Origin of the sequence: Pseudolabrys taiwanensis, from assembly GCF_003367395.1 — a bacterium.
In the GTDB taxonomy this organism is placed as follows: Bacteria; Pseudomonadota; Alphaproteobacteria; order Rhizobiales; family Xanthobacteraceae; genus Pseudolabrys; species Pseudolabrys taiwanensis.
Genome location: NZ_CP031417.1, coordinates 5,064,151 through 5,082,056 on the forward strand (window position 1 = coordinate 5,064,151; position 17,906 = coordinate 5,082,056).

The following is a 17,906-nucleotide window of genomic DNA, read 5'->3' on the forward strand; positions in this document are numbered from 1 at the left end:
TAACCCGGGTCTATCCGCATGACGAGGACAGGGGTTACTGAATCCCGGGTCTCGTTCGCTGCGCTCACTCGCCCGGGATGATTGCTGAAACAAAAATGGCCGGGACTAAGCCCGGTCATTTGCGTATGCGATGCAGTGAGCCCGATGCTTATTCGTCGTCCTCGTCCTTGTCGTGTTTGCCACCGAGCTGCTTGAGCTTGGCGAACACGGCCGACACGTCGAGATCGTCGCTCTTCTTCTCCGGCTCGGCCGGCGTGACGATTTCGGATTCCTTGCGCGTGGTCTCGGAGGCGGGCAGCAAAGTCGCGCCGGTGTCGCCGAGCTGCGGCTTCTCTTTGTTGGCGCGCGAGACTTCGAGGTCGAGATCGATCTGCGAGCAAAGGCCGAGCGTCACCGGATCCATCGGCGACAGGTTGGCCGAATTCCAGTGCGTGCGGTCGCGGATCGAGGCGATCGTCGACTTGGTGGTGCCGACGAGCCGCATGATCGCGGAATCCTTCAATTCGGGATGGTTGCGCACCAGCCAGAGGATCGCATTCGGACGGTCCTGGCGGCGCGACACCGGCGTGTAGCGCGGGCCTTTCTTGCCGCGCTCGGGGGTGTGGACCGCGACCTTCGGCGGGGTCAGCGCCAGGCGGATCGCCGGATTGGCCTCGGCCGCCGCGATCTGCTCGCGGGTGAGCTGGCCGGTCGTGATCGGGTCGAGGCCCTTGATGCCCTGCGCGGCGTCGCCGTCGGCGATTGCCTTCACCTCCAGGGGGTGAAGCTTGCAGAAGTCCGCGATCTGGTCGAACGACAGCGCGGTGTTGTCCAGAAGCCAGACGGCGGTCGCCTTCGGCATCAGGGGGGCTGCGGTCGCCATGGGCAAAATCTCCTCTATGCTTCGCCCGCCCTCGCGGACGAAGCTCTTGGATCATCGACGATGATCGGAAAGTAGGCGGAATATAAGGGGTGCCCCCCGGGCACGCAACCGTCCCGGCTTGACACGGGAGGCCGACGCGTCCCATGTCGGGGCGCAAATCCGTGCAAATGCGAAGGTTTCGAGGAACCTGATGGCCCCAGGCCAGACCAAGCCCCCCCTGAAGGTTTTGCTGTGCTCGCCGCGCGGGTTCTGCGCCGGCGTGGTGCGCGCCATCGAGTCGGTCGAGCGGGCTCTGGACCGCTACGGAGCGCCGGTCTACGTGCGCCACGAGATCGTCCACAATCGTTACGTGGTCGACAGCCTGCGCGCCAAGGGTGCCATTTTCGTCGAGGAGCTCAACGAGGTGCCCGATAACGGGGCGCCGGTCATCTTTTCCGCCCACGGCGTGCCCCGCGCGGTACCCGAAGAGGCCGGCCGGCGGAACATGCTGGCGCTCGACGCCACCTGTCCGCTGGTGACCAAGGTCCACCGCGAGGCCGAGATCCACCACAAGCGCGGCCGTGAGATCGTGCTCATCGGCCATGCCGGGCACCCGGAAGTGGTGGGTACCATGGGGCAGCTGCCGGCCGGCGCCATCACGCTGGTCGAGGACATCGCCGACGTCGACAGCTTCGTGCCGCGCGACGAGAACAACCTTGCTTTCGTGACGCAGACGACGCTCTCGGTCGCCGACACGGCGACCATGGTGGAGCGCCTGAAGTCGCGCTTTCCGAACATCGTCGGTCCGCACAAGGAAGACATCTGCTACGCCACCACCAACCGGCAGGAAGCCGTGCTGCGCGTCGCGCCGCAGGTCGATGCGATGGTCGTGGTCGGCTCGCCGAATTCGTCCAACTCGCAGCGGCTCAAGGAAGTCGCCATGCGCGCCGGCTGTTCGAAGGCGTCGCTGGTCGACCGCGCGAGCCAGATCGATTGGAATATCTACGGCAATATCACTTCGCTCGGCGTCACCGCCGGCGCGTCGGCGCCGGAAGTGCTGGTCGAGGAAATCCTCGATGCGTTCGCCGAGCGCTATGAATTGCGGGTCGAGACGGTGTCCGCCGCCGTGGAAGACATGTTCTTCCCTCTGCCCCGCGCGCTGCGGGAGACCGAGGCGGCGGAGTAGTTCCGCATGGCCGTCTATACCGACGTCACGGCGGAAGAACTCTCCCGCTTCCTCGCAGGCTATGCCATCGGCGAACTGCTCTCCTACAAGGGCATCGCCGAAGGCGTCGAGAATTCGAACTTCCTCGTTCACACCTCGACCGGCAACTTCATCCTCACGCTCTATGAGAAGCGCGTCGCCGAAGGCGATCTGCCGTTCTTTCTCGGGCTGATGGAGCACCTGGCGGCGCGCGGGCTCAATTGTCCGCAGCCGGTGAAGAACAAGGACGGCGGCATCCTCGGCCGCGTCGCCGGGCGGCCGGCCGCCATGGTCACATTCCTCGAAGGCATGTGGCATCGCAAGCCGACGGCGGTGCATTGTGCCGGCGTCGGCGAGGCGCTCGCCAACCTGCATCTCGACGGCGCCGACTTTCCGATGACGCGGCCGAATGCGTTGTCGGTGAATGCGTGGCGTCCTTTGTTCGAACATGCCGGCGCGCGTGGCGACAGCGTGCGTCCCGGCCTGTGCAACGAGATCGTTGCCGAACTCGACGTGCTGGAGACGTCCTGGCCGCGCGGATTGCCGCAAGGCGTCATCCACGCCGATCTGTTTCCCGACAACGTGTTCTTCCTCGGCGATACGTTGTCGGGGCTGATCGACTTCTATTTCGCCTGCACCGACACGCTCGCTTATGACGTCGCCATCTGCCTCAATGCCTGGTGCTTCGAGCCGGATCATTCCTACAACGTCACCAAGGGGCGCGCGCTGCTCGGCGGCTATAACAAGGTGCGCCCGCTCGATGCCGGCGAGCGTGAGGCCTTGCCGATGCTCTGCCGCGGCGCGGCGATGCGTTTTCTGCTGACGCGGCTGGTCGATTGGCTCGCGGTGCCGGAAGGCGCGCTGGTGAAGCCCAAGGACCCACTCGAATATCACCGCAAGCTGCGCTTTCATCAGACGGTGAAGAGCGCGGCGGATTACGGGCTATGACCGATCAGCACGTCACCATCTACACCGACGGCGCCTGCTCCGGGAATCCGGGGCCCGGCGGCTGGGGCGCGATCCTCACTTTCGGCGACCATGAGAAAGAGCTCATGGGGGGCGAGGAGCACACCACCAACAACCGCATGGAGCTGATGGCCGCGATCTCGGCGCTGGAAGCGCTGAAGCGGCCATGCGTCGCCGACATCCACACCGACAGCCAATATCTGCGCAACGGCATCATGAGCTGGATCCACTCATGGAAGCGCAACGGCTGGCGCACCGCCGACAAGAAGCCGGTGAAGAACGTGGATCTGTGGCAGCGGCTCGACGCGGCACTGCATCATCACACGGTGCACTGGCACTGGGTGAAGGGCCATGCCGGCCACCCGATGAACGAGCGTGCTGATGAATTGGCGCGCAACGGCCTGATCGCGGCGCGTGCCGGCGCCAAAGGTGCGATGAGTAAGTCTTCGTAGGCCTGTGAGCCAAAAGCCTCCATCCGCGTCATGCCCCGCGAAAGCGGGGCATCCAGTAAACGCCGATGTCTCGGTTGAATTCAAAGCGCCGTGAATACTGGATCGCCCGCTTTCGCGGGCGATGACAGCTTGCGGGGTGGCGCGGGCGCCAAAGGCGCGATGAGTAAGTAATTAATCGGCCGAAAATTCAGCCTCGACCCGTCATCCTGAGGTGCGAGCGAAGCGAGCCTCGAAGGATGAGCGGCCACCGCAAGTCGGCTGCAGCCGACTTGTGTCAGTTTATCTTGCCGATCTCGGGCAGGCCCGAGATCGGTGGCCGTCGCCCTTCGAGGCTCGGCGCAAGCGCGCCGAGCACCTCAGGGTGACGGAGAGAGGTTGTGCGAGACCCTTACAGTTGCCCGAGCAGCGCCTGGCCGCCGGAGATCTCGCACTTGCCCGGCGCTTCTTCGAGGTTGAGCTGCTTCACCACGCCGTCTTCGACCAGCATCGAATAACGCTTCGAACGGATGCCGAGGCCGCCGCCCGACGCATCGAGATCCATGCCGATCGCCTTGGCGAAGTCGGCGCTACCGTCGGCGAGAAACTCGATCTTGCCGTCGCCGCCGGTGGCCTTGGCCCAGGCCTTCATCACGAACGGATCGTTGACCGCCGTTACCGCGATGGTGTCGACGCCCTTCGCCTTGAAGGCATCGAGGTTGTTGAGGAAGCTCGGCATGTGCAGGTTGCTGCAGGTCGGCGTGAAGGCGCCGGGCACCGCGAACAGCGCCACCTTCTTGCCCTTGAACACCTCGTCGGTGGTCTTGGGGGCCGGACCTTGATCGGTCATCACGCGGAATTTCGTTTCGGGCAGGCGATCACCAACCTTGATGGTCATGGCGTCCTCGTCTTGTGTGGAAATTATTACGTCGTTCTCCCGGGAGCGGTAATTACGCTCTCCGGCGGCGTTAGTCGAGACGGGTCGTGACTTCGTAGGCGCGCTCGCCTTTCACCACGGTGAAGGTCAAGTCGAACGGACCTTTGGGGTCGACGCCCGACGGCAGTCCATCAAGCGCGAACGAGAACTGCTGGCGTCCGGCCGGCGCGCCCGGCGCCGGCTGCGGAATGGGCAGCGCCCATTCCGGCGTCGGGCCTTCGGCGAAGATCTGCACCGGCCCGCCATCCGGCGGCGCCAGTTCGACCATGACCAGCGGTTTGGCGCCGCCGTCGACGCGGCGGGCGGTGAGGCTGAGATCGGCGGCGGCGACTTTCTTCGGCACGCGTGCTTCGGCGGCCTGCAAGGCGCTGTCTTGCGCACTGTCGCCGGCGCTCAGCGTCACCTCGGCATTGCCTTCGGCCGGCACGCACAGCTTTTCGCAGACCGCGTAATCGACTTTGACGCGCAAGGTCGCGGGCTTGCCCGGGTCCTTCGGCGTTACCGCGACCGGGAAGATCACACTATCCGAGTAGCCGAGCGATTGTCCGCCGCTGTCGCTGTGCACCTGTGGCGCGGGATACAGCACCTTGGCGACTTTCACGTTGGTCGAGCCGGCGAAGTCGAACCGCGGCGGCACGCCGGCGTCGCCCGGGTAGCGCCAATAAGTGTGCCAGCCCGGCTTCATCTTGATCTCGATGCCGGCGCGCAGCTGCGGCACATCCTTTGCATTTCGACCGGCGATGAGCCGCATCGCCGACCGTGTGTCTTCGCTCCACGTCGAGGCGTCGCCGGCGCGTGCGTTGCCGACGGATGCCGCGACGCCGCAGGCCGCAAGGAGAATTGGAATAATTTGCCGCATATTGTGCATGGCCGCCCGCTCTAATGGGAAATGGACGGCCCGGCCATTGAATTCATCGTGAGGAGCGCCGGCCCGATGGTAATCAGGGCAGCCATTTCGCCACAATTCGCCTCGAATATGACGGTCGGCGCCGTGAACTCCGGCGCGCGTGGTTCGTTTGCAAAGGCGGGGTGATCGGGTAACCTTTTGCCATGAAGATGACGCGCAATTCGACTGAAGAACCTTCCGCCCGCGGCTATCTCGACGGGCAGATGTTGATCGCCATGCCGGCCATGGCCGACGAGCGTTTTTCGCGCTCGGTGATCTATGTGTGTGCGCATTCGACCGAAGGCGCCATGGGCATCGTCATCAATCAGCCGGCGCAGAACATCAAATTTCCCGATCTTCTGGTTCAGCTCGAGGTGATCCCGGCGAGCGAACGCATCCAATTGCCGAACCAGGCCGAGACGGTGAAGGTGCTCAAAGGCGGGCCGGTCGAGACCGGGCGGGGCTTCGTGCTGCACTCGGCCGACTTCTTCATCGAGAACTCGACGTTGCCGATCGACGACGGCATCTGCCTCACCGCGACGCTCGACATCCTCAAGGCGATCGCGCGCGGCAACGGGCCGCACAATGCGATCCTCGCGCTCGGCTATGCCGGCTGGGCGCCGGGTCAGCTCGAGCAGGAGATTCAGCAGAACGGCTGGCTGCATTGCCCCGCCGACAGCGATCTCATCTTCGGCACCGACATCGAGCACAAATACGAGCGCGCGCTGCGCAAGATCGGCATCGATCTCGCCATGCTCTCGAACGAAGCCGGCCACGCGTAGCCGTGCACGGTCATTGCCGGGCATATCCCGTCGACGACGGGCGTAAGCGCCTTATGACCTGAAATCTATGATGATGCGCCCGGCGGAAATCGGTACAAGCATCCGCTTGGCACCGCATCATGGATGCGCGGGTCATCCCTCTCCGTCACCCTGAGGCGCTCGGCGCACTTGCGCCGAGCCTCGAAGGGCGACGGCCGATCATCCTTCGAGGCTCGCTGCGCTCGGACCTCAGGATGACGGATCGAGGCTGTCATCGCCCGCGCCAACGGGCGGTGCAGTATTCATGGCGTATCGATTGCACCGAGGTGCTGGTTTTTACCGGATGCCCCGCTTTCGCGGGGCATCACCGGCCGCGGAGCGATCGCTCAGCCGAACCTTGCCCGGTCGTGCGGCGCCGAGAAGTCGAGCTGCGGGCCGACGGGCACGATGCCGGTCGGGTTCACCTGCCGCTGGCTGAAGTAGTAATGGCGCTTGATCTGTTCGAGGCTGACCGTTTCGGCGATGCCCGGCACCTGGTAGAGATCGCGCACGTAGTTCGACAGGTTCGGATACTCGTAGATGTGCCGCCAGTTGCATTTGAAGTGTGAGTAGTACACGGCATCGAAACGGATCAGCGTGCAGAACAGCCGCCAGTCAGCCTCGGTGACGGCGCCGCCGGCGAGATAACGCTGGTTCGACAGGATCTGCTCGATCTCGTCCAGCGTGTCGAACAGGTTGCGGAAGGCCTCTTCATAAGCTGTCTGCGAGGTGGCGAAGCCCGCGCGATAAACGCCGTTATTGATATTCGGGTAAATGAGGTCGTTGAGCTTTTCGATCTCGGTGCGCAAGTTTTGCGGATAGTAGTCCGTATGCACGTTGGTGTGGGCGTCGAACGCCGTATTCAACATGCGGATGATCTCGGACGACTCGTTGTTGACGATCGTCTTCTTCTGTTTGTCCCACAGCACCGGCACGGTGACACGGCCCGTGTATTTCGGTTCGGCGAGCACGTAGATCTCCGACAGCTTGCTCGTGCCATTGAGCGTGTCGCCGGTCGAGCCCTCGTCGGTGTTGAAGGTCCAGCCGTCCTGCAACATGTCGGGCGAGACGACCGACATCGAGACGAGGTTCTCGAGCCCCTTCAGCTTGCGGAAGATGATCGTGCGGTGCGCCCAGGGGCAGGAGAGGGCGACGTAAAGGTGATAGCGCCCGGGTTCGGCCTTGAACCCCGCCTCGCCGGTCGGGCCGGCGCCGCCGTCGGCGGTCACCCAGTTGCGGAAGTGAGTCGCGGGACGGATGAACTGGCCGTCCTTGGTGCGCGGCGCCTCTTGCTGCCAGACGCCGTCGACGAGAAGTCCCATGGGCATATTCTCCGGTGTTTCCACCGACCATTTAAGCCGCCCGTGCGTCCGGCGCCACCGGCGATGGACCGGACCCGGCCCAGATGCTAATCGGCAGGCTGGAACTCCGGGGATACCCAAAGAGAAATGAGCGAACTGGCGCTGACCATCCTGTCCGAGACGGCCGACGACGCCCAGGCGATCGAGCGGCTGCACGAGCGCACTTTCGGGCCCGGCCGCTATGCCCGCACGGCCTTCCGCATCCGCGAGGGCCGCAGCCACGCGCTCGACCTCTCGTTCACGGCGCGCATCGGCACGCTGCTGGTCGGCTCGGTGCGGCTGACGCCGATCTGCATCGGCGACACGCCGGCGCTGTTGCTCGGGCCGCTGACGGTCGAGCCGCCGTTCCGGTCGCGCGGCATTGGCCGCACGCTCATCGAGCGCGCCTTGAGGGACGCCAAGGCCAAGGGTCACAAGCTGGTCGTGCTGGTCGGCGACGAGCCGTTCTACGGCAAGATCGGCTTCAAGCGCGTGCCCAAGGGACAGATGAAGATGCCGGGGCCCGTCGATCCGGGCCGGCTGCTGGTCAACGAGCTCGTGCCCGGCGCCGCCGAAGGCGTCAAAGGTCTCATCCGGCCGGACTGGGAAGACTCGGTCCCGTCATCCTGAGGTGCCCGCCGTGGGCGGCCGCGAAGGATGAACGGCCAAGGAGTCCGTGCCCGTCATCTTTCGAGGCTCGCGCGTTGCACTCGCACCTCAGGATGACGGATTGAGATTGGCGCGTATACGCCTCGGCGATCAGACGCAGAGGATGTTCTCCTCGAAGCCGAGCGTTTCCTTGTCGATCGGCTTGAGGTTTGTGGCGTCGAGGCACCGATAGCCGACGCGTTCGAGCCGCGCGATGATGGCGGCGCCGTCGAGCGGCTGCTCCCGCGCGCGATCGGTCAATATCTCGCACAGGATCGGCACCTTGCGGCCGGGCTTTTCCAGCGTCTTGCGCATGCCGTCGAACACCGCGGCTTCGAAGCCCTCGACGTCGATCTTGATCAGGCCGACGCGATCGAGGTTCAGGTTCTGGCGCGCCACGTAATCGTCGAAGCGGATCACCTCCACGGTGATGTTCTCGGTCAAGGCCTTGGCGTGATCGAGGAAGCCAGGTGCGAGCGAGCTCGAGCCGATATTGGTGTTGTAGTTCTCGAAGTTCTCGCGCCGCGGCGGCACGACCGCCATCGGCAATTGCGCCGGCTCGGCGCCGCAGGCCACCGGATTGGCAAAGACGCGGAAGTCCGGATTGAGCTCGGCCAGCCGCCGCACGAAGGCGTAATAATGCGGCACCGGCTCGAAGGCATGCACTTCGCCGCGGATACCGATGCGCGACAGCGCATAGGCCGACCAGTAGCCGCAATTGGCCCCGATATCGACGAAGATGTCGCCCGGATTGAGATGACGGTCGAAGATCCGCTCCAGGAACATCTCGTGCGTATGGAAATAATACTTCCGCATCAAACGATGCGTATCCATGTCGATCTCGTACTTCACCGAGCGGAAGTTCGTCGCGACCAATCCCGCGGGCGGCGCCGAGAAGCGTTCGACCAAGCGGCGGCGGACCATGTCGGGGAACTTTATCGGATCGCTGGCCGCGTATTTGCCGAAAAAGCGGGCGCTCTTGGACGCAAACATGGATCGACCTCGCTACAGGGGGACCGGAGCGGACGACGATGAGGTGGAAGCTGTCGACAAAGAGTGCGCAGGACTGCGAACCATTTTGATGCGCATCGGAACCATTTCCACACTGCGCGTTTTAACGCGCCATGCGGATATTCGTTCCTCGCAGCAGAGGTGAATGCCGGTCGCCGGTCATTATCGCGACGAGCGCGCGGTTAAAGCCTAGCGGCCTTCGCGCGCCCATGTCAGCGCCAGCGCACCGACCATCAGCAACAAGCCGATCAGGCCGCTGAACACCGGCAGGACGCCGATGCCGCGCACGACCGAGACGTCGCGCATGCGCAAGCCGATCCAGTCCTCGCCCTTGAACGTTGAACTCGAGCGCACTGGCACGATGCGCGGCACGGTGAGGCCGCTGCCTTCGTCGAGACGGCGCGCGTCGCCGCCGGTCGCGGCGGCGAGCTTGCCGAGCACGTCGGTGGTCGAGGTGACTTCCTGGAATTCGCGCGGATTGGCGGGACCGACATTGACCAGCGCGGTCAGCTTGCCGTCGGTCGCGCGCCACAGGCCGAGTTCGTTGGCGGTGACGGTCGAGCGCCAGACGCCGGGCTCGGCGGAGGTGAGCTGCAAGGTGCGCTTCTGTCCGGTCGGCGAGGTCAGCGTTACGTCGCTCACCTGATCGGCCATGGTCTGCCGCTGCACGGTGATGTCGCGGCCCTGCACCAGCAAGCGCAGCGCTTCTTCTTCCAGGTCGGGCTGCTTCATCAGCCAGTGCGACAGGCGCCGCAACAGATCGAGATGCGGCCCGCCGCCCTCATAGCCGCGCGCCCACAACCAGATGTGATCCGACAGCAGCAGCGCCACGCGGCCTTCGCCCTCGCGCGCGAGCACGAGCAGCGGCTTGCCGTCCGGTCCCTGCATCACCGGCGTGCCGGTGGTGCGGCGTGTGTCCACGAGGCGGAACCAGCGGCTCCAATGCGGTGGGTTGGTGTCGGAGCCTTCGAGCGCGCGCGTCACCGGATGACGCTGGCCGGCCTGCGTCAGCTGCGCGAAGAACGGCTGCTCGGTGACGTCGCCGGACGGTTCGGCCGGCAGGATGACGTCGAGCGGCGTGCGCCACAGACTCGTCGGGCTGGCGTAATCGGGACCGGCGGCGATCAACACCGCGCCGCCGTCGCGCACGAAGCGGGCGATGTTGTCGAAATAGATCATCGGCAGCACGCCCTGACGCGCGTAGCGGTCGAAGATGATGAGCTGGAATTCCGAGATCTTCTGCTGGAACAGCTCGCGCGTCGGGAAGGCGATCAGCGACAATTCGTTGATCGGCGTGCCGTCCTGCTTCTCCGGCGGCCTCAGAATCGTGAAGTGCACGAGATCGACCGAGGCATCCGACTTGAGCAGGTTGCGCCAGGTGCGTTCGCCGACATGCGGCTCGCCCGACACCAGCAGCACGCGCAGCTTGTCGCGCACGCCGTCAATCGAGACGACCGCGCGGTTGTTCACGTCGGTCAACTCGTTGGGAATGGTGGAGGCTTCGATCTCGACGATGTTCTGCCCGGCGTGCGGAATCGGTACGTTGATTTTGGTCTCGGTGCCGACCGGCACCGTGCGCTGTTCCAGCACTTCGCCGTCGCGGCGGATGGTCACCTGCGCGCTGCCGACGCGCGCGCCCTGGTCGTCGACGCGGAAGCCGACGGTCTGCGCCTGCCCGACGATGCCGAAGCGGGGCGTTTGCGTCAGCACGACGCGGCGGTCGATCTCGTCTTTGTGGCCGGTGATCAGCGCGTGCAATGGCGCGGCAAAGCCAAGCGCGGCGACGTCGGCCGGCACGTCGTGCACGCGGCCGTCGGTGATCATGATCGCGCCGGCGATGCGGTCGGGCGGCACGTCGGCGAGCGTCGAGGACAGCGCGGAGAACAACCGCGTGCCGTCGTTTTCGCCATCGGCCTGCGCGGCTTCCGCGACGCGCACTTCCAGGCCGGGAATAGCTTTCAGCCGTTCGGTCACCGTGGCGCGCGCGGCTTCCGCCTGCTGGTTGCGGTCGCCGAAATCCTGGCTCGGACTCTTGTCGATGATGACGGCGGCGACGGAGGGAATGGGGTCGCGGTCTTCGCGCGTCAGCGATGGGTTGGCGAGCGCCAGCACGAACAGCGCCATCGCCACGGTGCGCATGAGCGCGCCGCGGCTGCGCGCGATCAGCAGCAGCGCCGAGATGACGATGGCGACGCCGAACGCGACCCACACCACATAGGCGGGCACCAAGGGCGCGAATGAGATGCCGAGGTTCATGCTTTATGGCCTCTGTCGTCCCGGGCGAGCGAGCGGAGCGAGAAAGACCCGGGACCCATACGCCGCAGTCTCTCGATAGGCTGCGGCGTATGGGTCCCCGCTTTCGCGGGGACGACAAAAATGGTGCGCCGCTTCGTCATCGTCATTTACTGCCCCAGCCGCTCGAGCAGGGCGGGGATGTGCACCTGATCGGCCTTGTAGTTGCCGGTCAGCGCGTACATCACGATGTTGACGCCGGCGCGGAAGGCGAATTCGCGCTGGCGCGGTTCGCCCGGCACCAGAGGCAGCATCGGTTGTCCGTCCGGGCGCATCGCCCAGGCGCCGGCGAGATCGTTCGACGTGATCAATATCGACGACACGCCGTCGCCCCCGCGTGCCGGCCGCTTGCCGCCGCTGTCCTCGTCGTTATCGGCCGCCGTCGCCTCGACCCAGAGCTGGCCCTCGGTGAAACGGCCGGGGAAGTCGCGCAGCAGGAAGAACGTCTTGGTCAGCACGTGATCGCGCGGGATCGGCTCGAGCTCGGGTATGTCGAGCGACGACAGAATGGTGCGCAACGCGACCATGCCGGGCCCCTGCATCGGCGAGCCGGGGGGCGCATCGACGGCGTCGCGCGTGTCGAACAGCACGGTGCCGCCGTTCTTCATGAAGGTGTCGACCTTCTCCAGCGCCGCTTGCGACGGCTTGGCCGCGCCCGGCACCACTGGCCAATAGATCACCGGGAAGAAGGCGAGTTCGTCGCGCGCCGGATCGACGCCCATCGGCTCGCCGGCTTCGAGCGCGGTGCGCTGCGCGAGGAACAGCGTCAGGCTTTGCAGGCCCGCCTTGCTGATCTCGTCGACCGACGCGTCGCCGGTGACAATGTAAGCAAGATGCGTCTGCAACGTCGCCTTCATGGCGAAGTCGCGCTGTTGCTGCGTCAGTGGCGGGATCTGCTGTTGCTGTTGCGTCGGTGTCGGTTGCGGCGGTGCTGGCTGCGCGCGCGCCGCGCCCTGCCAGCTGAGAGCGGCAAGGAGCGCGGCGATGGTCAGCGCAGCGGTGGCGCTGCGGCGCCGGCGCATGGCGCCGAGGCCGCCGCCCATCATGATCACGATCAGCGCGTCGATCAGCAGCATGATCAAGGCGGCGATGAACATCGGGCCGCGCAGATCCACCGGCTCGCCTTGGCGATAGACGTCGACGCGCGCGCCGAGCGAGGACACATCGAGCGGCATCGGCCGGTCGGCCGGCCCGAGCGTGTTCACCGCAACGAGCCCTTCCGGCGGGCCGTAGAAGCCGGGCGGATGATCGAAGGTCGCGTGGCTGTTGAAGTTGGTCGGGATTGGCCGCGCGGTCGGCGGCGGCGGCGCGAAGGCGCCGAAGCCGTCGAGAATGCGCGTCGGCGGCACGGCGGGCACCGCGCGCGTGCCGGTGGTGCTGGTCGCGGCGGTGTCGTTGCTCGGCGTCGCGCCAGCGAGCGTGACGATGCGGCGGAGCATATCGACGAAGGTGCCCGACAGCGGCAGGTCTGACCAGCGCGTGTCGGCAGTGACATGGAACAGCACGATCAACCCCTTGCCGCGGCGCTGCGCGGTGACGAGCGGCGTACCGTCGGCAAGCGTCGCCCAGGTACGGTCGGATAACGTTGCATCGGGCTCGGCGAGTACCTGACGCGTGACGGTGACATCCTTCGGCACCGGCATGCCGTTGAACGGGCCATCGCGCGAGAACGCGGCGAGCGGCTGCGGCTTGTCCCAGCTCAACGAGCCGCCGAGGATGCGGCCACCGCGGCGCAGACGCACCGGTACGAGATTATCGTCGGAGGCGGCAAGGCGCGGCCCGGCGAAGCGCACCAGCACGCCGCCGTCTTCGACCCATTTGTTCAGCGGCTCGAGCGACTCCGCGACATTGCCGACGTCGGCAAGGATCATCATTGGCAGGCGCTGATCGAGGAAGCGCTGCACGGCCTCGGCCGGCGCCACGCCTTCGGCGAGCCGCACATCGGCGAACGGATTGAGCGCGCGCGAAAGATAATAGCTGGCGCCGAGCAGCGGCTGCGAGCGGTCGGAGGTCGAGCCGGAGACCACGCCGATGGTGCGGCGGCGCCAGCGCTTGTCGAGCAGTTGCACGGCGCCGGCCGAGCGTTCGCTGACGATCTCCAGGCGCGCCACGTCGTTGCGGATTTCGACCGGCAGATCGATCTTGGCTTCGGTCTCGCGCTCGCCGGCCTTGAACGAGAACGGCGCTTCGCCGAGCGGCAGGCCCTTCAGATCGATGGCGTTGACGAGACCGTTGTCGCCGCTGCTCCCGTCGGCGCGCAGCACCTTCACCGTCAGCGCGCCGGCCGCATTGTCGGCGGCGGCGAGCGCGCGTGCCGGCGCGATGCCGCCTTGCACGATGGTCAGCGGGTGATCGCCGATGATCTGCTTCAAGCCCGCAACGAAGGCTTCGCCCTTGCCGAGATCGACGCCGTCGGAGAGCCAGACGAGCTCGACGTTGGGCGAGTTCTTCAGGAAGCGGTCGATGATCGGCAGCGCTTCGGCACGATCGACGGCGTAAGGCTTCGGCTTGATCTGCTTGATCTGCACGCGCGCGGCGCCGGCCACCTGCAGCGAGATATCGCGCGCGGTCTCGGACAGCGGCAACACCGCGACGCCGCGGTCGTTGGCTTCGGCTCGCGCGATCATCTCGTCGGCGGTACGCAGACGCTGATCCCACGACGCCGCGGCCGACCAGCCGTCATCGAGCAGGATCAACAACGGCGCGTTGCGCGTCGCCGAGCCGACCGGCGGATTCCACAGCGGTCCGGCGGCCGCGAAGATGACGAGCGCGGCGAGCAGCAGACGCAGAAGGGTGAGCCACCAAGGCGTGCGCGCGGGGGTCTCTTCCTTCGGCGAAATCTCGAACAGCAGCCGCGTCGGCGGGAAGTTGACGCGGCGCGGGCGCGGCGGCACCAGCCGCAGCAGCCACCATAGCAGCGGCAGGCTGGCGAGTCCGAGCAGGACCAACGGTTGAGCGAAGGCGAGCGGTAAGGACGGGATCATGACGGCGCTTCCGCCCCCGTGCGCGCGGGCTGACGGCTTTGGACGACGGCATGCGCGCCAGCGCCCATGCGCGCATGCAGCGCGAACAACAGCTCGGTCGGGCCGCGATCGGTGTGATGGACGATGAAGCTCCAGCCAAACTGTTCGCATTCCGCGCGCAGCGCGGCGCGGTGGTTGGCGACGAGCGTTTGATAGTCCTGACGCCAGGTCTCGGCGCGGCCGGCGGTGACGCTGCCGAGCCCTTCGGATTCGACGAACTCGACGCGGCCGGAATAGGGGAAGCTCTCTTCGGCCGGATCGCAAACCTGCACGACGTGGCCGCGCGCGCCATTTGCAGCGAGCTGGCCGATAGTGCGGCGGAAGTCGGCGATCGGCGACCAGAGATCGGAGAACAACAGCACTTCGGAGAACGGCGCCGGCGCGAAGTTCGGCGGCAGGCTCGGCCGTTCGTTGTTATCGTGAACGATGCTCTGCGCCATCTTCTCGATGACGTTGCGATTGGCGGTGGGCCGCATCAACTGCGGAATGCCGACGCGTTCGCCGCCCTGCACCAGCACTTCCGCCAGCGCGAAGCAAACGACCAGGGTGCGGTCGAGCTTGGTCCACTCCGTCAGATCGGAGGCGAAGTCCATCGACGGCGAGCGATCGGGCCAGATCCAGATCGTGTGCGACGCTTCCCACTCGCGCTCGCGCACATAGAGATGCTCGTCACGCGCGGAGCGGCGCCAATCGACAGCGCTCGCCGGTTCGCCGCTGACGAAGCGCCGGTATTGCCAAAAGTTCTCGCCCGAGCCCGCGCGCCGGCGGCCGTGCAGGCCGTGAATGACGGTGGATGCGACGCGCCGCGCTTCCAGGATGAGCCGCGGCACGCGCGCGGCGAGCTTGCGGCTCTTGCCGATCGCGGCCTGGACTGCCTGATCTTCGGTGTCGTTCCGTGCGGAATCGGCCATTCGTTATCCGACGCGCCGCTTGAGCTGCGCAATGACATTGCCGATCGTTTCGCCTTCGGCGCGCGCGGCGAAGGTCAGCGCCATGCGGTGCTTGAGCACGGGCTCGGCCAGTTCGACGACGTCATCGACGGATGGCGCGAGGCGTCCGTCGAGCAGCGCGCGGGCGCGCACGGCCAGCATCAAAGACTGGCTGGCGCGCGGGCCGGGGCCCCAGGCGATCAGCTTGCCGAGATTACCGGCCTCATCGCCGGGACGCGCCGAACGCACGAGTTGAAGGATCGCTTCGACCACCGTCTCACCGACCGGCAGACGGCGCACGAGACGTTGCGCGGAGAGCAGATCCTCCGCGGTCATCGCCGCCTTGGCGCGGGCTTCCTCGGCGCCTGTCGTATCGAACAGGATTTTGCGCTCGGCCTCGAGGCTCGGATAATCGACGTCGATCTCCATCAGGAAGCGGTCGAGCTGCGCTTCGGGCAGCGGGTAGGTGCCTTCCTGCTCCAGCGGGTTCTGCGTCGCCAGAACGTGGAAAGGCTTTGGCAGATCGTGGCGTGCGCCGGCCACCGTCACATGCTGCTCCTGCATCGCCTGCAGCAACGCGGATTGCGTGCGCGGCGAAGCACGGTTGATTTCGTCGGCCATCAGCAATTGCGCGAACACCGGACCGGGGATGAAGCGGAACGAGCGGCGGCCGCCCTGACCCTCTTCGAGCACCTCGGTACCGAGAATGTCGGACGGCATCAGGTCCGGGGTGAACTGCACGCGGCGGGCATCCAACCCGAGCGCCGTGCCCATGGTTTCGACGAGCTTGGTCTTGGCGAGGCCGGGGACGCCGACGAGCAGCGCGTGGCCACCGGCGAGGACTGTGACAAGCGCCCGCTCGATGACCGTTTCCTGGCCGAAAATGACAGTGCTGATCGTCTCCTTCGCGGCGCGCACATTGGCGGCGGCGGTTTCCGCCGTGCGTACGATCATATCTTCCAGCTTTTCCAGGCTTTCGCCGCTTGCCATCGCCATGACAATCCTTTCATCGCGCTTTCGGCCATCAGCCGGGGGGCTTGCGCTCTACCCGCTTCATCCATGCAACAAACACACCAGAGCAGATTAGTGGCGTGACAGCGGCCGAATCTGCCTCATTCTGGGATCAACTCTACGCTATCTTCCGCGCCGCGGCGGTGCGATCACGAAGATGCGAACAGCCTCGTAACTTCAAGATTATCGAAGGGTAACAATGGCGAAGACAGGGCAGGGTGGACTGGAAGCGATCACGGCATCGCTGCCCCGCGAAAAAGGCGGCCCGCCCCCGGTCGAGCGCTGGAATCCGCCCTTTTGCGGCGACATCGACATGAAAATCGCGGTGGATGGTACCTGGCTCTACCAGAAGACACCGATCGGCCGGCCCGCACTCGTGAAGCTGTTTGCGTCGATCCTGAAGCGGGAAGACGAACGCTATTTTCTTGTCACACCGGTCGAAAAGGTGGGGATTGTCGTCGAAGACGCGCCTTTTCTCGCCGTCGAACTCGACGTCGCGCGGACGCCGCGTCAGGTCCTGCGCTTTCGCACCAATGTGGACGATGTCATAGAGGCGGGACCCGGCCACCGCTTGCGTTTCGAGCCGGAGCCGGAGACGGGTGGGCTGAAGCCTTATGTACACGTGCGCCGCGACCTGTGGGCCAAAGTGACGCGGGCCTTGTTCTACGATCTTGTGGAACTCGGCGAGGAGCGTGACATCGGCGGCAAGGCTATGTTCGGCGTGACGTCCAACGGCGAATTCTTCCCGATGGCGGAAGCGAGCGCCTTACGGGAGATGGCTTGATGCAGGAGATGGTGACGACGCCCGTGTTGTCGGCGGCGGAGTTCTTCACGCGCGCGGGCGAGCGGCTCGATCTGGTCATGCCGCAAGGGCTCACCGATCCCAATGTGATCCCCAAGCGCGGCGACCACGACGCGGACCCCGTGATGGAGAAGATCGCGGCGGTGCGGCCGATCCGTCCGGCCGCGGTGCTGGTGCCCGTCGTCGATCATCCGGAGCCGACGGTGCTGCTCACGCAACGCGCGCAGCATCTGCCCGACCATCCCGGCCAGATCTCGTTTCCCGGCGGCAAGATCGAGGCAAGCGACGAAACGCCCAAGCACTCGGCGCTGCGCGAGGCGGAGGAGGAGATCGGCCTCGACCGCGCGCATGTCGAGCCGCTCGGTTATCTCGACCTTTATATGACGACGCTCGGCTATCGCATCGTACCTTTGGTCGCGCGTGTGGAGCCGGGCTTTACGCTGACGCTCAATCCGAGCGAAGTCGACAACGTGTTCGAGGTGCCGCTGGCATTTCTCATGGACATCGCCAACCACCAGCGTCACTCCCGCGAATGGCAGGGCGTGACGCGACATTTCTACGCGATCACCTTCGAGCAACGTTATATTTGGGGCGTGACCGCCGGTATTTTGCGTAATCTGTATGACCGGATCTACCGAGAGTGAAAGATGCACGGGAAGACTCTTAATCCCTTCCCTGAAAGGGGAGGGTGGCCGCGAGCGCAGCGAGCGGGCGGGTGGCGTTGTTCTCGTGAGCGCTCCCCCACCCGGTCAGCTTCGCTGACCACCCTCCCGCTTCGGGGGAGGGAT

General features: G+C 65.7%; 16 protein-coding genes. 7 read left to right on the forward strand and 9 right to left on the reverse strand.

All coding sequences use genetic code 11. The annotated features are described in order from the left end of the window. Positions 1–148: 148 nt before the first annotated feature. On the reverse strand, positions 149–862 hold the full coding sequence (locus DW352_RS24120) for a DUF1013 domain-containing protein (RefSeq protein ID WP_115693716.1): 714 nt from the start codon (positions 860–862) through the stop codon (positions 149–151). 190 nt (positions 863–1,052) lie between these two features. On the opposite strand from DW352_RS24120, the gene ispH reads away from it, so the two are divergent. From ispH to rnhA, 3 genes are read left to right on the forward strand one after another with little or no spacing between them, the layout of a single operon-like run. Beyond that, positions 1,053–2,027 carry a 4-hydroxy-3-methylbut-2-enyl diphosphate reductase gene (gene ispH, locus DW352_RS24125; RefSeq protein WP_115693717.1) on the forward strand — a complete coding sequence of 325 codons (975 nt, stop codon included), beginning with the start codon at positions 1,053–1,055 and terminating at the stop codon, positions 2,025–2,027. Between the two features lie 6 nt (positions 2,028–2,033). Further along, positions 2,034–2,993 (forward strand): homoserine kinase, encoded by a 960-nt coding sequence (locus DW352_RS24130; RefSeq protein WP_115693718.1) that lies wholly within the window; start codon positions 2,034–2,036, stop codon positions 2,991–2,993. Beyond that, positions 2,990–3,463 carry a ribonuclease HI gene (gene rnhA / locus DW352_RS24135; RefSeq protein WP_115693719.1) on the forward strand — a complete coding sequence of 158 codons (474 nt, stop codon included), beginning with the start codon at positions 2,990–2,992 and terminating at the stop codon, positions 3,461–3,463. The genes DW352_RS24130 and rnhA overlap by 4 nt, the downstream gene beginning before the upstream one ends. 388 nt (positions 3,464–3,851) lie before the next feature. Here the strand turns inward: rnhA and DW352_RS24140 are convergent, their stop codons facing one another. Further along, the gene (locus DW352_RS24140) at positions 3,852–4,337 is read right to left on the reverse strand and encodes a peroxiredoxin (protein ID WP_115693720.1); all 486 of its coding nucleotides are present in this window, start codon (positions 4,335–4,337) and stop codon (positions 3,852–3,854) included. A gap of 70 nt (positions 4,338–4,407) precedes the next feature. Beyond that, positions 4,408–5,244, reverse strand: a complete 837-nt coding sequence (locus tag DW352_RS24145) for a protein-disulfide reductase DsbD domain-containing protein (protein WP_115693721.1) — start codon at positions 5,242–5,244, stop codon at positions 4,408–4,410. Positions 5,245–5,426: 182 nt separating this feature from the next. Here DW352_RS24145 and DW352_RS24150 point away from each other — a divergent pair, with 182 nt between their 5' ends. Further along, on the forward strand, positions 5,427–6,044 hold the full coding sequence (locus DW352_RS24150; RefSeq protein ID WP_115693722.1) for a YqgE/AlgH family protein: 618 nt from the start codon (positions 5,427–5,429) through the stop codon (positions 6,042–6,044). A gap of 365 nt (positions 6,045–6,409) precedes the next feature. Here the strand turns inward: DW352_RS24150 and DW352_RS24155 are convergent, their stop codons facing one another. Further along, entirely contained in the window at positions 6,410–7,384 is a 975-nt protein-coding gene (locus tag DW352_RS24155) for a glutathione S-transferase family protein (RefSeq protein ID WP_115693723.1), read from the reverse strand. A gap of 126 nt (positions 7,385–7,510) precedes the next feature. Between DW352_RS24155 and DW352_RS24160 the strand changes: the two genes are divergently transcribed. Continuing rightward, a complete protein-coding gene (locus DW352_RS24160; protein WP_115693724.1) occupies positions 7,511–8,032 on the forward strand; it encodes a GNAT family N-acetyltransferase in 522 nt (173 codons plus the stop codon). 129 nt (positions 8,033–8,161) lie between these two features. Here the strand turns inward: DW352_RS24160 and DW352_RS24165 are convergent, their stop codons facing one another. The 5 genes from DW352_RS24165 to DW352_RS24185 form a co-directional block, all read right to left on the reverse strand. Continuing rightward, positions 8,162–9,043: an FkbM family methyltransferase gene (locus DW352_RS24165; protein WP_115693725.1), complete on the reverse strand. Its 882-nt coding sequence runs from the start codon at positions 9,041–9,043 to the stop codon at positions 8,162–8,164. A 207-nt stretch (positions 9,044–9,250) separates the two neighbouring features. After that, the gene (locus DW352_RS24170; protein WP_115693726.1) at positions 9,251–11,317 is read right to left on the reverse strand and encodes a hypothetical protein; all 2,067 of its coding nucleotides are present in this window, start codon (positions 11,315–11,317) and stop codon (positions 9,251–9,253) included. Positions 11,318–11,463: 146 nt separating this feature from the next. Further along, complete coding sequence (locus DW352_RS24175) at positions 11,464–14,334, reverse strand: DUF4159 domain-containing protein (protein WP_115694583.1); 2,871 nt, start codon at positions 14,332–14,334, stop codon at positions 11,464–11,466. Further along, positions 14,334–15,287, reverse strand: coding sequence for a DUF58 domain-containing protein (locus DW352_RS24180; RefSeq protein WP_115693727.1), 954 nt, complete (start codon positions 15,285–15,287; stop codon positions 14,334–14,336). The genes DW352_RS24175 and DW352_RS24180 overlap by 1 nt, the downstream gene beginning before the upstream one ends. Positions 15,288–15,290: 3 nt before the next feature. Further along, positions 15,291–16,295, reverse strand: coding sequence for an AAA family ATPase (locus DW352_RS24185; RefSeq protein ID WP_115694584.1), 1,005 nt, complete (start codon positions 16,293–16,295; stop codon positions 15,291–15,293). Positions 16,296–16,515: 220 nt separating this feature from the next. On the opposite strand from DW352_RS24185, the gene DW352_RS24190 reads away from it, so the two are divergent. Both DW352_RS24190 and DW352_RS24195 read left to right on the forward strand, forming a co-directional pair. Then, positions 16,516–17,100 carry a DUF1285 domain-containing protein gene (locus tag DW352_RS24190; protein WP_115693728.1) on the forward strand — a complete coding sequence of 195 codons (585 nt, stop codon included), beginning with the start codon at positions 16,516–16,518 and terminating at the stop codon, positions 17,098–17,100. Next, entirely contained in the window at positions 17,100–17,762 is a 663-nt protein-coding gene (locus DW352_RS24195; RefSeq protein ID WP_115693729.1) for a CoA pyrophosphatase, read from the forward strand. The genes DW352_RS24190 and DW352_RS24195 overlap by 1 nt, the downstream gene beginning before the upstream one ends. Positions 17,763–17,906 lie beyond the last annotated feature (144 nt).